At 43.9% G+C, this 16,866-nt stretch carries 13 protein-coding genes and 1 tRNA gene; 7 read left to right on the top strand and 7 right to left on the bottom strand.

The features are described from left to right. From A3735_RS28905 to pstB, 5 genes are all read left to right on the top strand, one after another. Nucleotides 1-166: IS3 family transposase (locus A3735_RS28905; protein WP_156499638.1), on the top strand; the 166-nt coding region annotated here is incomplete at its 5' end. A gap of 15 nt (nt 167-181) precedes the next feature. After that, nucleotides 182-2,020, top strand: coding sequence for a hypothetical protein (locus A3735_RS12315; RefSeq protein ID WP_068512729.1), 1,839 nt, complete (start codon nt 182-184; stop codon nt 2,018-2,020). 182 nt (nt 2,021-2,202) lie between these two features. Then, nucleotides 2,203-3,132 carry a phosphate ABC transporter permease subunit PstC gene (gene pstC, locus A3735_RS12310; protein WP_068512730.1) on the top strand — a complete coding sequence of 310 codons (930 nt, stop codon included), beginning with the start codon at nt 2,203-2,205 and terminating at the stop codon, nt 3,130-3,132. Then, nucleotides 3,129-4,304, top strand: coding sequence for a phosphate ABC transporter permease PstA (pstA, locus tag A3735_RS12305; protein ID WP_068512727.1), 1,176 nt, complete (start codon nt 3,129-3,131; stop codon nt 4,302-4,304). The genes pstC and pstA overlap by 4 nt, the downstream gene beginning before the upstream one ends. After that, a complete protein-coding gene (pstB, locus tag A3735_RS12300) occupies nt 4,288-5,064 on the top strand; it encodes a phosphate ABC transporter ATP-binding protein PstB (protein ID WP_068512725.1) in 777 nt (258 codons plus the stop codon). Before pstA ends, pstB begins: the two co-directional genes overlap by 17 nt. An 89-nt stretch (nt 5,065-5,153) precedes the next feature. On the opposite strand, the gene A3735_RS12295 is transcribed toward pstB, so the two are convergent. From A3735_RS12295 to A3735_RS29685, 7 genes are all read right to left on the bottom strand, one after another. Continuing rightward, nucleotides 5,154-5,855: an NrdJb gene (locus tag A3735_RS12295; RefSeq protein WP_068512706.1), complete on the bottom strand. Its 702-nt coding sequence runs from the start codon at nt 5,853-5,855 to the stop codon at nt 5,154-5,156. Between the two features lie 60 nt (nt 5,856-5,915). Next, a complete protein-coding gene (locus tag A3735_RS12290; RefSeq protein WP_068512703.1) occupies nt 5,916-8,054 on the bottom strand; it encodes an adenosylcobalamin-dependent ribonucleoside-diphosphate reductase in 2,139 nt (712 codons plus the stop codon). Between the two features lie 592 nt (nt 8,055-8,646). Then, nucleotides 8,647-10,827 (bottom strand): phosphate acetyltransferase, encoded by a 2,181-nt coding sequence (pta, locus tag A3735_RS12285; RefSeq protein WP_068512700.1) that lies wholly within the window; start codon nt 10,825-10,827, stop codon nt 8,647-8,649. A 96-nt stretch (nt 10,828-10,923) separates the two neighbouring features. Then, entirely contained in the window at nt 10,924-12,138 is a 1,215-nt protein-coding gene (locus tag A3735_RS12280; protein WP_068512696.1) for an acetate/propionate family kinase, read from the bottom strand. A 42-nt stretch (nt 12,139-12,180) separates the two neighbouring features. Then, nucleotides 12,181-13,398, bottom strand: a complete 1,218-nt coding sequence (locus tag A3735_RS12275) for an EAL and HDOD domain-containing protein (protein ID WP_068512688.1) — start codon at nt 13,396-13,398, stop codon at nt 12,181-12,183. 213 nt (nt 13,399-13,611) lie between these two features. Continuing rightward, a tRNA-Glu gene (locus A3735_RS12270) sits at nt 13,612-13,687 on the bottom strand. Between the two features lie 74 nt (nt 13,688-13,761). Beyond that, nucleotides 13,762-14,334: a hypothetical protein gene (locus tag A3735_RS29685; RefSeq protein WP_156490352.1), complete on the bottom strand. Its 573-nt coding sequence runs from the start codon at nt 14,332-14,334 to the stop codon at nt 13,762-13,764. A gap of 267 nt (nt 14,335-14,601) precedes the next feature. Here A3735_RS29685 and A3735_RS12255 point away from each other — a divergent pair, with 267 nt between their 5' ends. Both A3735_RS12255 and A3735_RS12250 read left to right on the top strand, forming a co-directional pair. After that, nucleotides 14,602-15,444: a MoxR family ATPase gene (locus tag A3735_RS12255; RefSeq protein ID WP_068512684.1), complete on the top strand. Its 843-nt coding sequence runs from the start codon at nt 14,602-14,604 to the stop codon at nt 15,442-15,444. A 56-nt stretch (nt 15,445-15,500) separates the two neighbouring features. Further along, nucleotides 15,501-16,679, top strand: a complete 1,179-nt coding sequence (locus tag A3735_RS12250; RefSeq protein WP_068512682.1) for a VWA domain-containing protein — start codon at nt 15,501-15,503, stop codon at nt 16,677-16,679. The last annotated feature ends 187 nt before the right edge of the window (nt 16,680-16,866 follow it).

Raw genomic sequence — 16,866 nt, 5'->3', positions numbered from 1 at the left:
AGAGCGCGTGCAATGGCGAAGTTACCAAACTCGCTATGAGGCACAGCAGGATATTTTGGATTACATATCCATGTTTTATAACAGTCGGCGGCTGCATTCTTACTTGGGCTACATGAGCCCGAATGAATACGAAGCTCAGGCAATTGAAATGAAAAAAGTATCTTAACTGGGTTGGTCAAAAATGCTAGACCACGTCATTGAGCTTTGGGGTGGTACGGTTGATGTTGATGGTCTGTACATCTACAACGCAGGTGATGATTCAATCGATACTGACCAGGGTTATATCGGCACTCTTTCAAACGTTTACGTTCAGCAAGTTGTTGTTGATGATGAGATTGACTCACGTGCAATCGAAGCTGACTCGCACAGCACTGACGATGCAGGCACACCAATTGCTAAGCCAACGCTTGAAAATGCAACACTAGATACAATCGGTCGCGCTATTCGTCTTCGTGAAGGTACAGGCTACGTATTTAACAACGTACAAGTTAATGTTAAGTCTTCAAGTGCTGATGCATCACTAATTGGGACACAGGTTGATGACGGTGAAGGTGGTACTGAAGAGTACACTGAAGCTGATTACATTGCAGACATCGCAGCAATCCGTGTAAGTGATACTGCTGTAACTGGCGATGAAATTGAAACAGCAGGTGCTGGTATCGCGATCAAGAATGACGCAGTTGAGTTAGTGATTGATGATGCTGTAACAGGCGACATCGGTGCTGACGGTATCATCACTAGTGGTAAGGGTATCTATCGTGACGAAGGTACACGTGAAATTTTCCGTGCACTTGGTGATGTACATGAAACAGTCGGTGTTTCTGGTGATATGGTTGACGAAACATATCTAGACTCTTCTGGTGTAGCATTTGCTGCAGAAGTTGATGCTGACAACGCTGTAACTGGTGTTGATTTGAGCATCTTCGAATGGGCATTGGCAGAGGTTAACGATCAGGCTGTTTCAGTTATTAGTGGCGACATCACAAGCGATACAACACTAACTAGCGATAGCTTGTATGCAATCACTGGTGAAGTGAATGTTGTTGACGGTGTTACGCTTACTATTGAAGCTGGAACAACACTTTTCGGTGCTTCAGGTAACTCTTACCTAGCGATAAACCGTGGTGCAATGATTGATGCTCAAGGTACAGAGTCAAACCCAATCATCTTTACGTCTGCTCAAGACGTTGCTGGTCTTAATACTGGTGACGAGCAGGGTCAATGGGGTGGCTTGACTATCCTTGGTCAATCTACCAACAACAAAGGCGAGCGTACTTATGAAGCTGGTACTCAGTCTTATGGTCCTGACGCTGGTGTAACGATTGCGGACGATAACAGTGGAACACTGACTTACGTTGCGATCAAATACTCTGGTTATGAAGTAGAAAAAGACAAAGAGCTTAACGGTCTTTCTCTTGGTTCTGTAGGTTCAGGTACAACTATCGAGAACATCGCAATCATTGGTTCTGCGGATGATGGTATCGAGCTTTGGGGCGGTACAGTAAGCGTCGACGGTTTGTATATCTACAACGCTGGTGACGATTCAATCGATACCGACCAAGGTTATATCGGTACACTTTCAAACGTTTATGCTGAGCAGAACATCGTTGATGACGAAACTGGTTCACGTGTAATTGAAGCAGATAGTCACAGCACCTCTACTGATGGTGACCCTAAAGCGCAACCTACTCTTGAAAACGCAATCTTGAAGTCAGTTGGTCGTGCAGTTCGCTTGCGCGAAGGTACAGACTACGTGTTCAACAATGTTCAAATTTTGGTTGAGTCTTCATCAGATGCAGACGTTGAGGCGATCCGTGTAAGTGACACTGGTGTTGATACTGATACTCGCGCAACGGTAACAGGTGCAGGTCTAGCGATTAAGAACAATGTAAACGCTAGTGCTGACCTGTTCACTGCAGGTTCTGAAGCTCGCTTCACTGTAGATGCTGGTAGCACGCTTTATACAGACGATGATACCTCTTTGACTATCACTGAGTACGATGCGAGCTGGGCTGAATAATCCCGCTTAAGTCTAAAAGTGTAAGGTCTTAGGAAGTTTAATGACAGGGATGTTAAGTCTAACTACAAGGAAGTAGTTGGACTTAAATAAATCAAAAGGCCCGCTGTGTAGTGGGCTTTTTATTTTGTAGGTATAAATTTAGCCACTCAGTTATTCGGCTCTTAAATAATGGAAGTATAGATTTGTTTCAAGTTGAATCCAAAAAGCGTTCAACCCTTATTAAAGAACGTTGTATTACTGCAACTCTCGCGATCTCAGCCGCAATTGCCATTGTTACAACTATTGGTATTTTGTTTTCTATCCTGTTCCAGGCGTTAGAGTTCTTTCAATTAAAAAGCCTTTGGTATTTTATTACAGGTACCGAGTGGCACATGAGCCATGGAGAAAGCTCCTTCGGTGCAGTACCGATTTTCGCCGGTACCTTCATGATCACAATTATTGCGTTAGCGGTATCGATACCCATTGGCTTGGGTAATGCGATTTATATGAGTGAATATGCCTCATCAGCTCAGCGAAAAATATTGAAGCCCTTGCTCGAAATTCTGGCGGGTATCCCGACTGTCGTTTATGGCTTCTTTGCTGCGTTGACAGTGGCTCCAGCTATCGTGGCAATAGCAGAACAGTTTGGTGTCGATGCTGCTTTTAACAGCGCACTAGCAAGCGGCTTGGTGATGGGCGTTATGATTATTCCGGTCATTTCATCCTTGAGTGATGACGTACTTCGTGCTGTACCAAGCAGTCAACGCAATGCCGCCTATGCGTTAGGTATGACGCAAAGCGAGACGATCAAAAATATAGTTTTACCCTCTGCGCTTCCGGGTATTATCTCAGCCTGTTTGCTTGGCTTTGCTAAAGCGATTGGTGAAACCATGATTGTGGTTATGGCTGCCGGTCTTAGACCAAATTTGTCGTGGAACCCTTTAGAAGATATGACCACCGTAACAGTGAGAATTGTTGACTCCCTTGTCGGGGATCACGCCTTTGACTCACCGCAAACGCTTTCGGCTTTTGCCTTAGGCTTGGTCTTATTTGTGATCACATTGATTCTCAATATGGTCTCGTTGTCCCAAATCCGTAAGTTTAAAGAAAAATACAAGATAAGCAGGCTATGACTTCAAAACAGAATTCTAACCCTTTTTACGACCCGACCTTAAGTAAACGGCATCGTGCCTCGCGATTTTTCAAACTTTTCGCAAAGAGCTCCGTCGTATTTACTCTGTCGTTTCTGATCTTCTTCATGGTCGATATCCTTAGTACTGCTGCGCCTGCTGTGAAGCAAGCTTATGTGCAAGTTGAAGTAGAGTTTTCTGAGCGAAATGCTAAGTCCACGCGTCGCGCCATTCCAAAAGGTTATCGCAAAATTGTAAGTAGGGCTTGGCTACGTACGTTAACAAAAACCATGCGAGACCAGCCTGAATTGATGGGTACAAGCCAAACAATGTGGGCATTGGCTGATGACCAGGTTGACCAGTATTTAAAAGGTCATCACTATAACCTGAAAGAAAAGCAGCTTGCCCTAGTCGATAAGTTGAAAGAAGAAGGTAAGTTAGAATTACGCTGGAATAGTGTTTTCTTCAGTAAGGGTGACTCTAAAATGCCAGAGAATGCCGGGATACTGTCTGCCATCGTAGGCTCGGTACTGACCTTGTTAGTAACAATGGCCTTTGCTTTCCCGATTGGTGTGATGACGGCAATTTACCTGGAAGAGTTTGCATCCGACAACCGCTTTACCCGTTTTGTTGAAGTGAATATAAACAACCTCGCGGCTATTCCTTCAATATTATTCGGCCTACTAGGCTTATCAGTATTTATTAATTTATTTGGTCTGCCAAGAAGCTCGCCATTAGTGGGCGGTATCACTTTAGCGCTAATGACATTACCAATTATTATTGTCAGTTCTCGTGCTGCACTCAGAAGTGTACCCGAGTCAATTCGCCATGCAGGTTATGGTTTGGGCCTTAACAAAATTCAAGTTGTCAAAGACCACGTTCTACCCATTGCGCTACCAGGCATCTTGACCGGTACGATAATTGGCATGGCGCAAGCCATGGGGGAAACCGCTCCATTAATCATTATTGGAATGATTGCATTCATCCCAGATTCACCTTCGTCGATCATGGAGGCTGCGACGGTACTGCCGGCCCAGATCTTTACGTGGGCGGGTATGCCTGAACGTGCATATGTAGAAAAAACAGCAGCGGGCATTGTTGTCATACTGTCGATATTAATCACACTGAACGCTGCAGCTATTTACCTAAGGAAGAAGTATGAAATCAAGTGGTAATAACATAAAGATCGTCGCTGAAGACTTAAACCTTCACTATGGTGATCACCATGCTTTACATGGTATCAATATGCAGGTGCCAGAGAATAATATTACGGCCTTGATCGGGCCTTCGGGTTGCGGTAAATCGACATTTTTGCGCTGCCTAAACAGAATGAATGACCTGATCGACATCGTTGATATTGCCGGAAGAGTAGTCATTGATGGTAAGAATATATATGACAAAGACGTAGACGAAGTTTCGGTAAGAAAGCGTGTAGGAATGGTGTTTCAGCAGCCAAACCCTTTCCCAAAGTCTATCTACGAGAATGTTGCTTACGGACCAATTAAGCATAGCCAGGTTAAAAAGGGTAGTACCGAATGTGATGACTTAGTTGAGCGTTCTCTTATATCGGCAGGTCTGTGGAATGAAGTTAAAGACAAACTGCATTCCCCTGGTACGAGTTTGTCAGGTGGTCAGCAACAAAGACTTTGTATTGCCCGAACGATAGCGGTTAAGCCTGACGTTATACTAATGGACGAACCTACCTCAGCACTCGACCCGATCTCGACACAAAAAATCGAAGAGCTAATGCTTGAGCTAAAGAAAAGTTACACGATTGTAATTGTGACGCATAACATGCAACAAGCACATCGTACTGCCGACATGACTGCTCACTTCCACCTAGGGAAGCTAATGGAGTTTGACCAAACGACAAAAGTTTTTGAATCGCCAAGTAATCAGGTAACGCAGGATTATATCGGTGGGCGGTTTGGCTAACTGTTAGAAATAGCGCCGCATAAATGCAAAAAAGGCCAAGTAAAATATTTACTTGGCCTTTTTCGTTTAGCTTATTTAGCTAGAAAGCACTAGCCGCACTTGCTATCACCGCAGTTCAAGCAAGTCTGGCAACCATCCATAACGATCACCGACTTATTGTGGCACTTCTTACAAAGCGTCGCGTTAGCAGGGAATGGGTTATCTTCAGGTGGCTCTTCAGTGTTAACGTGAGTAGCGCTGCCTTCCTTTTCGAACTGGGCTTTCTTTTCAGCAAGAATCTGCTTTGTATGATCGCTCATTTCTTCAGACTTGATTAGACCGATAGTCTTCATGTGCTTCTCGACTACAGAGCTAATCTCGGCTACTAATGATGGCATATAGACGCCACCTTTCTTGTAGTAACCACCGTTCGGGTCATAAACTGAAGATAGCTCTTCGATCATGAAGGTGATGTCGCCACCTTTACGGAAGACGGCAGAGATAACGCGAGTTAAAGCGATTACCCACTGATAGTGTTCCATCGACTTAGAATTAATGAAGACTTCATAAGGTCGTCTAATTTCGTGGTCAGTATCTTCATTAAGAATGATGTCGTTAATAGTAATATATAACGCATGCTCAGATACGGGTGGTTTAATTTTATAAGTTGAGCCGAGAAGATAGTCTGGTCGTTTAATCGACTCATTCATCTCTACTGGAACAACCTTTGGCGTGTTGTCTACAACATGCGCTTTATCACCGGAGTTGTCTACTTGATAACCGACGATTTTCTTTTCAATTTTAATTGCCATAATTTTTTACCTATCAATCTGCTACATAGTGAAGGGTGCTTAGTGTATTGCTCACTATGTCTAGTATTTTCCGTAGGTACCTTCTTTCAATGCGTCGAATAAGTTCGCTGCTGAATGAATTTCACCGTCGTATTCTATTTCTTCGTTACCTTTCGCTTTTACTTTTGTACCATCTTCTAGCGTAAATTCGTAGATGGTGTTCTCAAGATCAGACTCTTTCACCAATACGCCCTGGAATGCTTCAGGGTTAAAGCGGAAAGTTGTGCATCCCTTCAAGCCTTTCTCGTACGCGTACATGTAGATATCCTTGAATTCCTCATATGGGAACTCTGTAGGAATATTTGCAGTCTTCGAGATTGACGAGTCAACCCACTGTTGAGCTGCCGCCTGAATGTCTACATGTTGCTTAGGCGTTACGTCATCTGCCGAGATAAAGTAATCAGGTAATTGTGTCTTCGGGTCAGTAGAAAACGGCATTGCATCAGCATTGACGAAATGACGGTAAGCGAGAAGCTCGTATGAGAATACGTCTACTTTTTCTTTCGTCTTCTTGCCTTCACGAATAATGTTTCGTGAATAGTGATGAGCAAAACTAGGCTCAATACCATTACTTGCGTTATTGGCAAGTGAAAGCGAAATGGTACCCGTTGGTGCGATAGAAGTGTGGTGAGTAAAACGAGCACCTTGTTCGGCTAATTTTTCGATTAGTTCCGGCTCATGCTCACCAACTTTCTGCATGTAACGGCTGTATTTTGCGTGAAGTACTTTACCTTTTACTTCATCGCCAACCTGGTAGCCTTCAGCTCTCATTTCAGGGCGTTTAAGAAGCATCTCCTCATCAACGATGAAGGTCTCTTCCATGATTGGCGCAGGGCCTTTTTCTTCTGAAAGCGCTAGGCCTTGTTTCCAGCCTTCAATAGACATCTCACGGTTTACCTTTTCAGTAAACTCGATTGACTCAGGTGAGCCATAAGCCATCTTAAGCATGGTGCAGGTAGAGCCAAGACCCAGAATTCCCATACCGTGACGGCGCTTGAAGTTAATTTCGTTACGCTGGCCAATTAGCGGAAGGCCGTTGATCTCGACAACGTTATCAAGCATGCGCGTAAAGATGCCCACAGCTTTTTTATACTTTTCGAAGTTAAAAAAGGCTTTGTCAGTAAATGGACGCTCAACAAATTTGGTCAGGTTCACCGAGCCTAGCAAGCAGCTGCCATAAGGTGGTAGAGGTTGCTCGCCGCATGGGTTGGTTGCGCGAATGTTTTCACAATACCAGTTGTTGTTCATCTCGTTAACTTTATCGATAAGGATAAAGCCTGGCTCAGCGAAGTCATAGGTAGACGTCATGATGCTGTCCCAGATGTACTTCGCTTTTACAGTGTTATAAATGCGACACGCTACCTGACCTTCATCATTAGTAATATAGCTTGTTTTAACTGGGAAGCTACGAAATACGAATTGGCTCTCATCACTTAGGTCAAGATTGTCTTCTTCAACTTCTTCAGCAGTAACAGGGAAGGATAGCTGCCAGTCAGCGTCATTCTGAACCGCTTTAATGAAGTCTTCGGTAATTAGTAATGAAAGATTGAACTGACGTAGTCGGCCGTCTTCACGTTTTGCACGTACGAAGTCCAGAACGTCAGGGTGGTGTACATCAAAGGTCGCCATTTGCGCACCACGACGCCCACCAGCAGATGAAACGGTGAAGCACATCTTGTCAAAGATATCCATGAAAGATAGAGGGCCTGAAGTGGTTGCACCTGCACCAGCAACGTAAGCACCTTTAGGGCGTAGCGTTGAAAACTCATAACCAATACCGCAACCAGCTTTAAGAGTTAGGCCTGCTTCATGGTTTTTGAGCAAGATATCATCCATTGAATCGAACACAGTACCCGAGACAGTACAGTTAATGGTTGATGTTGCCGGCTTATGCTCGCCTGCGCCGGCATTAGACATGATTCGGCCGGCTGGAATAACGCCGTTTTCTAGTGCCCACTTGAAGTCGTTGTAGACGGTTTCTCTTTTGCCCTCTTCTTCTACAGATGAAAGCGCTTTGGCAACACGCTCATAGGTAGCGTCAATGTTTTGATCGACGGCCTGACCAGTTTTAGTTTTTAGCTGGTACTTAGTGTGCCAGATATCTTGAGAAGCGTCTTGCATTGGTAATGGAGAGACAAGTGGTTCAACTTTGGCGTTCATGTATGACCTCTATCTGGAATATCATTTTTTCAGTTGTTATTAATAGTAGGCTAAAACGGCTGAGTTAATGCTGATTAGCGCTTCTATATATAGTGTTAGTTTGGTACATCACTTTACCGCACACTGTTTCTAGCTTTAGTGGCATAAGCCGCTGACATCAAAGCTTGTTCAGTATGTAAAAACCCGAAAAAGGCTGGTCCATTGGGGGCTAATACTGTCCTTATTACATCAATATATAGGGGGCGTTTTGTTTTAGTATCCACTACATGTTGTTGTGTATGCGGGAAGTATAACACTATATTGTGGTGTGTGAAGTTTCTTTTCCGATTTTTTTATTGTGTAAATATCAAGGTGGTCGAGACTGGTTTGTCAATACTTTGGGGCGATAAAATATGAGGAAAAGGAAGGTGCTTGTATTTATGGGCTTTGCAGAATTAGTGCTTACTTATCTTTTTATGTTAGCACTAGATATAGTGTTTTGTTATAGGCATCTCAGTCCTAGATCTGTAAGCGGAATGTGTAGGTTTTGCTAATACTAGAGGCGAACTAAATGAAGGCGCTAAGATATAGCGCCTTAAATTCGGTTTGCTTTTTAATCGCCTTTTTGTTCAGACTGACATGCCTGTACGGCCGTTAGTGCAATGGTAAAGACGATATCTTCTATTAATGCGCCACGAGATAAGTCGTTAACAGGTTTGCGCAAACCTTGTAGCATTGGGCCGATACTGATTACATTGGCGCTACGTTGTACAGCTTTGTAGGTGGTGTTACCAGTATTTAGATCTGGGAAGATAAAAACGGTTGCTTGACCGGCCACCGGGCTGTTCGGTGCCTTTTTCTTGGCGACACTTTCAATCGCCGCCGCATCGTATTGGAGGGGGCCGTCAATTACGAGGTCTGGCCTTAAGTTCTTAGCGATCTCAGTAGCTTCACGAACTTTGTCGACGTCTGCGCCGGTGCCGCTTACACCTGTGCTATAGGAAATCATGGCGACTTTGGGGTCAATGCCAAATGCTTTGGCTGAGTCGGCACTTTGTATCGCAATATCGGCCAGCTGTTCGGCATTCGGGTCTGGGTTGATGGCGCAGTCACCATATACAAGTACTTGGTCGGGGAGGCACATGAAGAAAACTGAAGACACTACCTTGGCGCAATCGTTTGTTTTAATCAACTGAAGCGCGGGGCGCACAGTGTTGGCTGTTGTGTGAACAGCTCCTGATACAAGCCCGTCAACTTCATCTAGCGCCACCATCATCGTTGCGAGTACGACATTGTCTTCTAGCATTGCTCGCGCCATTTGGTGACTCACGCCTTTATGCTTTCTGATCTCTGTCATTGGGATGACATAGCGTTCACGTGCTTCGTCAGGGTCGACGATCTGAATATCACTCGAAAGCGTAACACCCTGAGCACTTGCGACCGCCTTAATTTCATCGGGCTTCCCGATTAGTATGCACTGAGCTAGTTCTCGCTCATGGCAAGCAATAGCGGCACATATCGTTCTTGGTTCATTGCCTTCAGGTAATACGATCGTCTTAGCTGCACTGCGCGCATTTTCAGATAATTGATAGCGAAATGCCGGCGGAGAAAGGCGTGTTGCGCGTTCTTTATCGCAGTGTAGCTTGAGCCAGTCTATATCCAGATGGTCGGCAACTGTCGTCATTACCTCATCCATTCTATTTAAATCATCTAGCGGAACTTTGTTTTCAAGCTTGGATAATGCGACGGCGGTTTCAAAGGTGTCATGATGCGTACTAAGCAGTGGTAAGCCGTTTTGAAGTGCCGGGCGGCAGAAGTCGAGAATACTTTCGTCGGGTTGGTAGTTGCCCGTTAACACGATGCCCGCTAGAGGAAGGCCATTTTGTACCGCCATTCCAGCAGCAAGTAGCACGTCACTCCTATCGCCAGGGGTTACCAGCAGGCAGCCTGGGGTTAGGGCACTGATGAGATTGCTAACACTGCGCGCGCAAATGGCGATCCTCGTAACCCTTCGGGTACGCAAAATCTCCTCGTTACCCGTTCCGGGTACAACCTTCATTTGTAGCTCATTTGCGATATCAAAGACTCGCGGCGCCTGTAAAGCCGGTACAAGCGGTATCTGGCCTATAGAATGAAAACTTTCACTAAGCACTGTGGATGCTTCTATTAAGGTGCTGGTGCTGAGTAGTTGTTGGCAGTTTTCGACCTCTGTTGCTTCGGTGAGCGAAATCGCATCATCGTGCAGTTGTTTGGCGTTTTGTGCGCAGCCTACTTTATTCAAAATACAGCCAATGACACCGGCTTTAATTGAGGAGAATAGGCTCAAGGATGTTTTTAGGTGGTCATCGAAGGTATCAACTGAACAATTGCTTGGCAAGGAGGTCATTGGCACAAGCAGAATGATTTCTGCGTCGAGACTGTTTGCCATTTCCTTATTGAGCACGCTGGTATGAGCTTCGTCTGTTGTTGGAACAATTCCTTCAATGATTATTACGTCGTACAGCTTTTTTATCTTATGGAAGTTTTCGATTACTTCTTCCATAAGAAGGTCTTTGTCGCCGCGTGTAAGGTAATCTTGTGCTGTCTTCAGTGGAATAGGCTTTGGGCTGTCTATATGATTGATTGCATTAGCAAAGTGGACAGAGTGATCGGGGTGACTTTGGGTAATTTGTGTAATCGGCTTAAAAAAACCAACTCTTACACCTATCTGGTCAAGCGCTCTGAGTAGGCCAAGGCTGACGGATGTTAAGCCGGCATTTTTAGCGGTTGGTGCAATAAAAAATGACTTAGACATATTAGACTTTCCTTAAATCTGTTCTCAAATATTCTAAGGGTTTGAGAGCATAATGGTTCGTTGCAATAGCTGGTAGAAGTGGCCGCATAGCATTTGTTATATTAGCGATAGAGTGTCTTCTACAATCATAGCTTCTTCGTCAGTTGGGATGACGAGTACCGGGATAGATTGGTCTTCATGAATAGAAAGCCCGTTGTAGCATTCGTTACGTGAAGAAGGCTGATTGTTTGCTGCATGGTTAATAGTAAAGCCGAAAATTGACAAGTGTTTGACAATATTTTGCCTAACGACAGCTGAGTTCTCGCCAATTCCACCGGTGAACACCAGTGCATCTATTTGTTCTAGTGAGGTCATCATGCCGGCCAGGTGTTTGGCCGCTCTAAAGCAAAATACCTCCAAAGCAAGTTTGCATTGGGTATGACCTTCATCTGCCTTCTCACAAATTGTGCGCATATCGTTGCTCAGCTCAGATATACCGAGTAAACCGCTTTGCTTGTTTAGGAGTTCGGATATCTCCTCGGGTGAGTAATTCTGACTGATTAGAAAGTCAAAAATACCTGGGTCGATGTCGCCAGATCGGGTGCCCATTACAAGCCCTTCAAGTGGGGTCATGCCCATACTTGTATCAGCGCTTTTACCGTTTTTTATTGCCGCAACACTTGCGCCGTTACCCAGGTGAGCGGTAATAATGTTTAGCTCTGGCAATGACTTATTTATCGTTTCAGATGCACGCTTAGCAATATAGCGGTGACTGGTACCGTGAAAACCATAGCGGCGAACATTATGTTCAGAATAAAGCTTGTAGGGTAGTGCGTAAGTATAAGCTTTGGCTGGCATTGTTTGATGGAATGCCGTATCAAATACTGCAACTTGTGGGAGATTAGGGTGCAGCACTTGTAAGCTCTCGATACCCACTATATTGGCTGGATTATGCAATGGAGCAAGGGGGATGCAGGCTTTGATCTGCTCAAGTACTTGTTCGCTAATCACAACAGATTCGCTAAAGATATTACCGCCGTGAACAACTCTATGTCCGATGGCCTTGAGTTCTTCTTTGATTGGAAAGTGCCGAGCAAGTTTCTCTATTGCTGCTTGTAGGGCAAGCGCATGGCTGTTGCCAAGTTCCGAAGATAGGTTTAATAAGAGGGTTTCTTTCTCACCTGAGTGCTTAACAGTAAGTTTGCCTTCTGTCTGATTAAGCGACTCTGCCAAGCCTTCTGCGAGAAGGCTTGTTTCAGGGTGGGTTGAGTAGAGTGCAAACTTTAAAGATGAACTGCCACAATTGATAACAAGAATAAGGGAGTTAGCCATGCTAAATAAACGTTTCCTAAGTTTATTGGGGTGGCCTGAGTACTAATTCTCTGCAGAAATTTCCAAGGCCCTTCGAGATGATTCGAAATAGATCTCATTGATTTGTTTAGCATTTAACTCGAATTTGGCTAATGCTGTCCAGTCTAACTTTTGCCATTCAGACTGTTCAAAGGCAATTGTGGTGGATAGGGCAAGTCCGGCATTACCTTTTAATAGAGTGAGCGCATCATTTATTCCCGGTGCTAATGAAATATGAGAGACGATATCGCTTAGTGATTGATCAAAAAATGCATCAAGGCAAGAAAGCAGGCCGACGGTGTAAAACTGGTCTTTTAGGCTTGGTTCAATATATTCCGATAGCCTTTCACACATTAGTGCACGTACCAGCGCCATATAGTGCAGCGCTTCGGGCTTGTCGTCCAACTTGCTTAATGCCAGCAAGCTGGCCCAGCTCTTAATTTTATCTATGCCCAGTAAGGTGACAGCCTTGTGAATAGAGTCTATGGTGTTGCTTCGTTTAAAGGCGGCGGAGTTAATAAGCTTGAGTAGCTTGAAGCTTAGTGCCGGGTCTCGGGAAATGATGGAGGTTAAGCCATCCATATCAATCTCGGGTGCTTGAATTTCAGAAATTAGGTTAATTATTGTCATTTTTCCTGCAGCGATTTTCTTACCTTTAATTATCTCGGGCTTGGATAAAAAATAGCCTTGGAAGAGGTCGCAGCCAAGTTCGTGGCAGCGCTTAAATTGCTCAGGTGTTTCGATCTTTTCCGCCAGAAGAGTTACGTCATGCTGCTTAAGGTTTTTAATAGTTGCCTGTAATTCATCATCGTCCATTTCAGGTAGTTCTAGTTTAATAATGTCTACCAGTGGCAATATGCGTTGATAACGTTCATCCATAATAAAGTCATCAAGTGCTAGCGTGAAACCGCGTTGTTTAAGCTTTTTTAGGCTGGAAACAACCTTGTCTGTAATTTCGATATTTTCCAGTACTTCTATTACCGCCGTATCAGGGTTGAATAGTGGTGGGTTATGCAGGAGTTCAGCAGTAAAATTGACATAGGCAGGCAGGTTATTCGTAATGCTTGATATATCGCTTTCTGTAAATAAATTAAGTAAAACCCGTGACGTTGCTAGGTTGCCATCAAAGCTACTAATGGGGGTGTCGCATTCACTGCGAAAGAGTAGCTCGTAACCAGTGACTGTTTTTGAACGGTCGTAAATTGGTTGTCTGGCAAGTAATACGTCGTTTTTATCGGTCATACTTTGTCTCAATAGAAAATCCCTAAATCGCACCAAAACTTGTTCGGATAAGTTGGGCGCGTAGTTTGTCTATAAGCAGTTTAGTTGACGCGGGTAAAAACAGGTGGAAAATGGTGCAAAAAAACGTAAAAAGATTGGGTTGGTATCTATATCTAGGGGGAGACTAAGTTCTTGGAAGTATTCGAGAGGTATTGGAGAAGTTAAGAAGGAAAATGGCGTCCCCTAGGGGAGTCGAACCCCTGTTACCGCCGTGAAAGGGCGGTGTCCTAGGCCTCTAGACGAAGGGGACGCAACTGCTTCTCCGTCGAAGTGGCGCGTATACTAGAGAAGAGGCTCGACCAAGTCAACACTTTAAATAAAAAACTATTCAATTTGTTGTAAGCAAGCTTTGAGATTGTTTGCAGTGAGGTCAAATGCTGCAAGAGTGCCCTTACGTTTTATTAGATTTTGGTACTGTTTTAATACTTTATGATGCGTAGTAGGAATCTGAGCTTCTAATTTTTCTTGCGAAAGTCCCTGGTCGATGAGCAGGATAATCTCGAATCGAAGTTTGTTTTCACCAGAGCAAAAATAGTATGCGTGCTCGGCCAAATCTATGGCGGGTAGACCTTTGTTCTTGTATACAAGAGTTGAACAGCGGGCAAAATTTGTGTTGATATCGGAATAGGCGTTTAACGTACCAATATCTTTGGCCAGTTGATACACATACTCGACGCGCTTACGGGCTTTTCTGCTTATATCTGGTAGTGAATCAATTGCGACTTGTTGAGGTAGTCCTCGTTGGAATAATTGTAAAATTGTTAGATGTTCGCTGGTAATTATGGCGCAGGAAAGGTGGGTCTGTTTATTGCCGACTTCGCTAGGGCTTTGTTGGGCGTTTGTGGTAGTGGTGAAGAAGCAAATAAACGTCACTATCAAGAAAAAAACTTGTTTCAATTGGAAGAGCTCACTGATGATTTAAGGTTATTAATTGCACAAATTCCACATGCTTTAGTACCTTATTATAGCGCTTAAAACTCAATATGGATGGTTTCTGGAACACACTGTTGTTGAAATAATCTATTGCCAGGATTTCCGTTGCACTTAAAACTAGAATAGAATTCACGTTTTTCCTATTCAGGCTTTAGTTTCAGTCTGTCTATTTGTTGGTTTTAGTTTGTCTTGGCTGCTTGAGGCAAAGAGTCTATATCAAAAGGTATTAGTATGAGTTTTAAGGGTACTAGCGATTATGTAGCGACCGGTGATTTACAGATGGCTGTAAATGCTGCGATTCAATTAGAAAAGCCTCTTCTTATTAAGGGTGAGCCAGGTACTGGTAAAACTATGCTGGCTGAGCAGTTAGCAGAATCACTTGGCACGCGTTTAATTCAGTGGCACATCAAGTCGACAACAAAGGCTCAGCAGGGCTTGTACGAATATGATGCTGTGTCACGTCTAAGAGATTCCCAGTTAGGAAATGACCGTGTTCACGATATATCTAACTACATAGTGAAAGGGAAGTTGTGGGAAGCCTTCGAAGCAGAAGAGCGTGTTGTGCTATTGATTGATGAAATTGATAAAGCCGATATCGAGTTTCCAAACGATTTGCTTCTTGAAATCGATAAAATGGAATTTTTTGTTTACGAGACACAAGAACGTGTTGTGGCGAAAAATCGACCAATTGTATTGATTACCAGTAACAACGAAAAAGAACTACCGGACGCATTCCTAAGACGCTGCTTTTTCCATTACATCAACTTCCCAGACCACGAAACAATGGAGAAAATTGTGGAGGTTCACTACCCCGGCTTGAAGCAGAGCTTGGTTAAAGAGGCGCTCGATGTGTTTTTTGATGTGCGTAAAGTTCCTGGCTTGAAGAAAAAGCCTTCAACAAGCGAATTGATCGATTGGCTTAAACTATTGATGGCTGACGAAGTATCCGAACAAATTCTACAAGAGCGAGACCCCTCTAAAGCAATACCACCCTTGTATGGTGCATTGATTAAGAATGAACAGGATGTCCACTTGCTGCAGCGCTTGGCATTTATGGCAAGGCGCAAGGGTTAGCCTAAAAGTATTTTTTACTCGCAATCGGTTTGTATTAGTAGAAAAGAGGTATCTCGATGTTAATAGAGTTTTTTCAGGAAGTGCGCCGTTCTAAGGTTCCAGCAACGCTTAAGGAGTTCTTAGACTTAATGGAGGCGCTTGAGAAAAATATAGTCTTTGCTGATATCGATGAGTTTTACTATTTAAGCCGCTTGTGCCTTGTAAAAGATGAGAAAAACTTCGACAAATTTGATCGCGCCTATGGCAAATATTTTGAGGGAATCGAAGCGCTTGATGATCTCTTCGAAGAAATGATTCCAGAAGATTGGCTCAAGGCAGAGTTTGAGAAGAACTTAACTCAGGAAGAAAAGGATAAAATCGAAGCCATGGGCGGCCTCGAAGAGCTAATGGAAGCGTTTAAAGAGCGGATCGAGCAGCAAAAGAAAAAGCACCAAGGCGGGAACCGGATGATTGGTACCGGTGGTACATCACCTTTTGGTGCGAATGGCTATAACCCTGAAGGTTTTCGAATTGGACAGAAAAACGGTCGAAATGGTCGTGCTGTTAAAGTTTGGGAGAAGCGTGGCTACAAAGACCTTGATGGCGATGTAACGCTTGGGATTCGAAATATCAAACTTGCGCTGCGTCGTTTGCGTAAGTTCGCTCGTCAGGGGGCAGCTGATGAGTTGGACTTGGATGATACAATAAGGTCTACCGCGCGTAATGCCGGTTACCTTGACCTTAAGCTTGTGCCTGAGCGCCACAATACTGTGAAGGTGCTGATCTTCTTTGATATTGGTGGTTCAATGGACCCTCATGTAAAAGTTTGCGAAGAGTTGTTTTCTGCGGCGCGTGTTGAATTCAAGCATATGGAGTATTTCTACTTTCATAACTTTATTTACGAAAGTGTATGGAAGAACAATATTCGTCGTTCAAACGAAAGCATGCCGATCTACGATGTGATTCACAAATATTCTTCTGACTACAAAGTACTCTTTGTTGGTGACGCATCAATGGCACCTTACGAGATAACTCAGCCAGGTGGCAGTATCGAGCATTGGAATGAAGAAGCTGGCGCTGTATGGATGCAGCGTGTGACCGATCATTTTGATAAAGTGGCTTGGGTTAACCCTCTGCCAGAGTCATACTGGGGGGAGGGCGGCTCTTTGGGGATAACCAAGCAGCTCTTAGAGGACAATATGTACCCAATGACGGTTGAAGGGCTCGAAGACGCAATGCGCTATCTCAGTCGCTAAGTTGGGGTGTTTGGATAATCTTTAATCAATATTTCTTTCACGATTACAATTACTTACTTATTTAGTGACATAGCACAGATTTTTTTCTTTAAGACTTGCTATTATCAGAATAACAATCACTTATAAAATTTTGAAGTTTGTTATGGGTATCCAGCGGTTTCTTGTTTTCGTTGTTCTAATCTCTATA

The organism is Oleiphilus sp. HI0061, from assembly GCF_001635675.1.
This window is presented reverse-complemented; position numbering and strand designations above follow the sequence as displayed.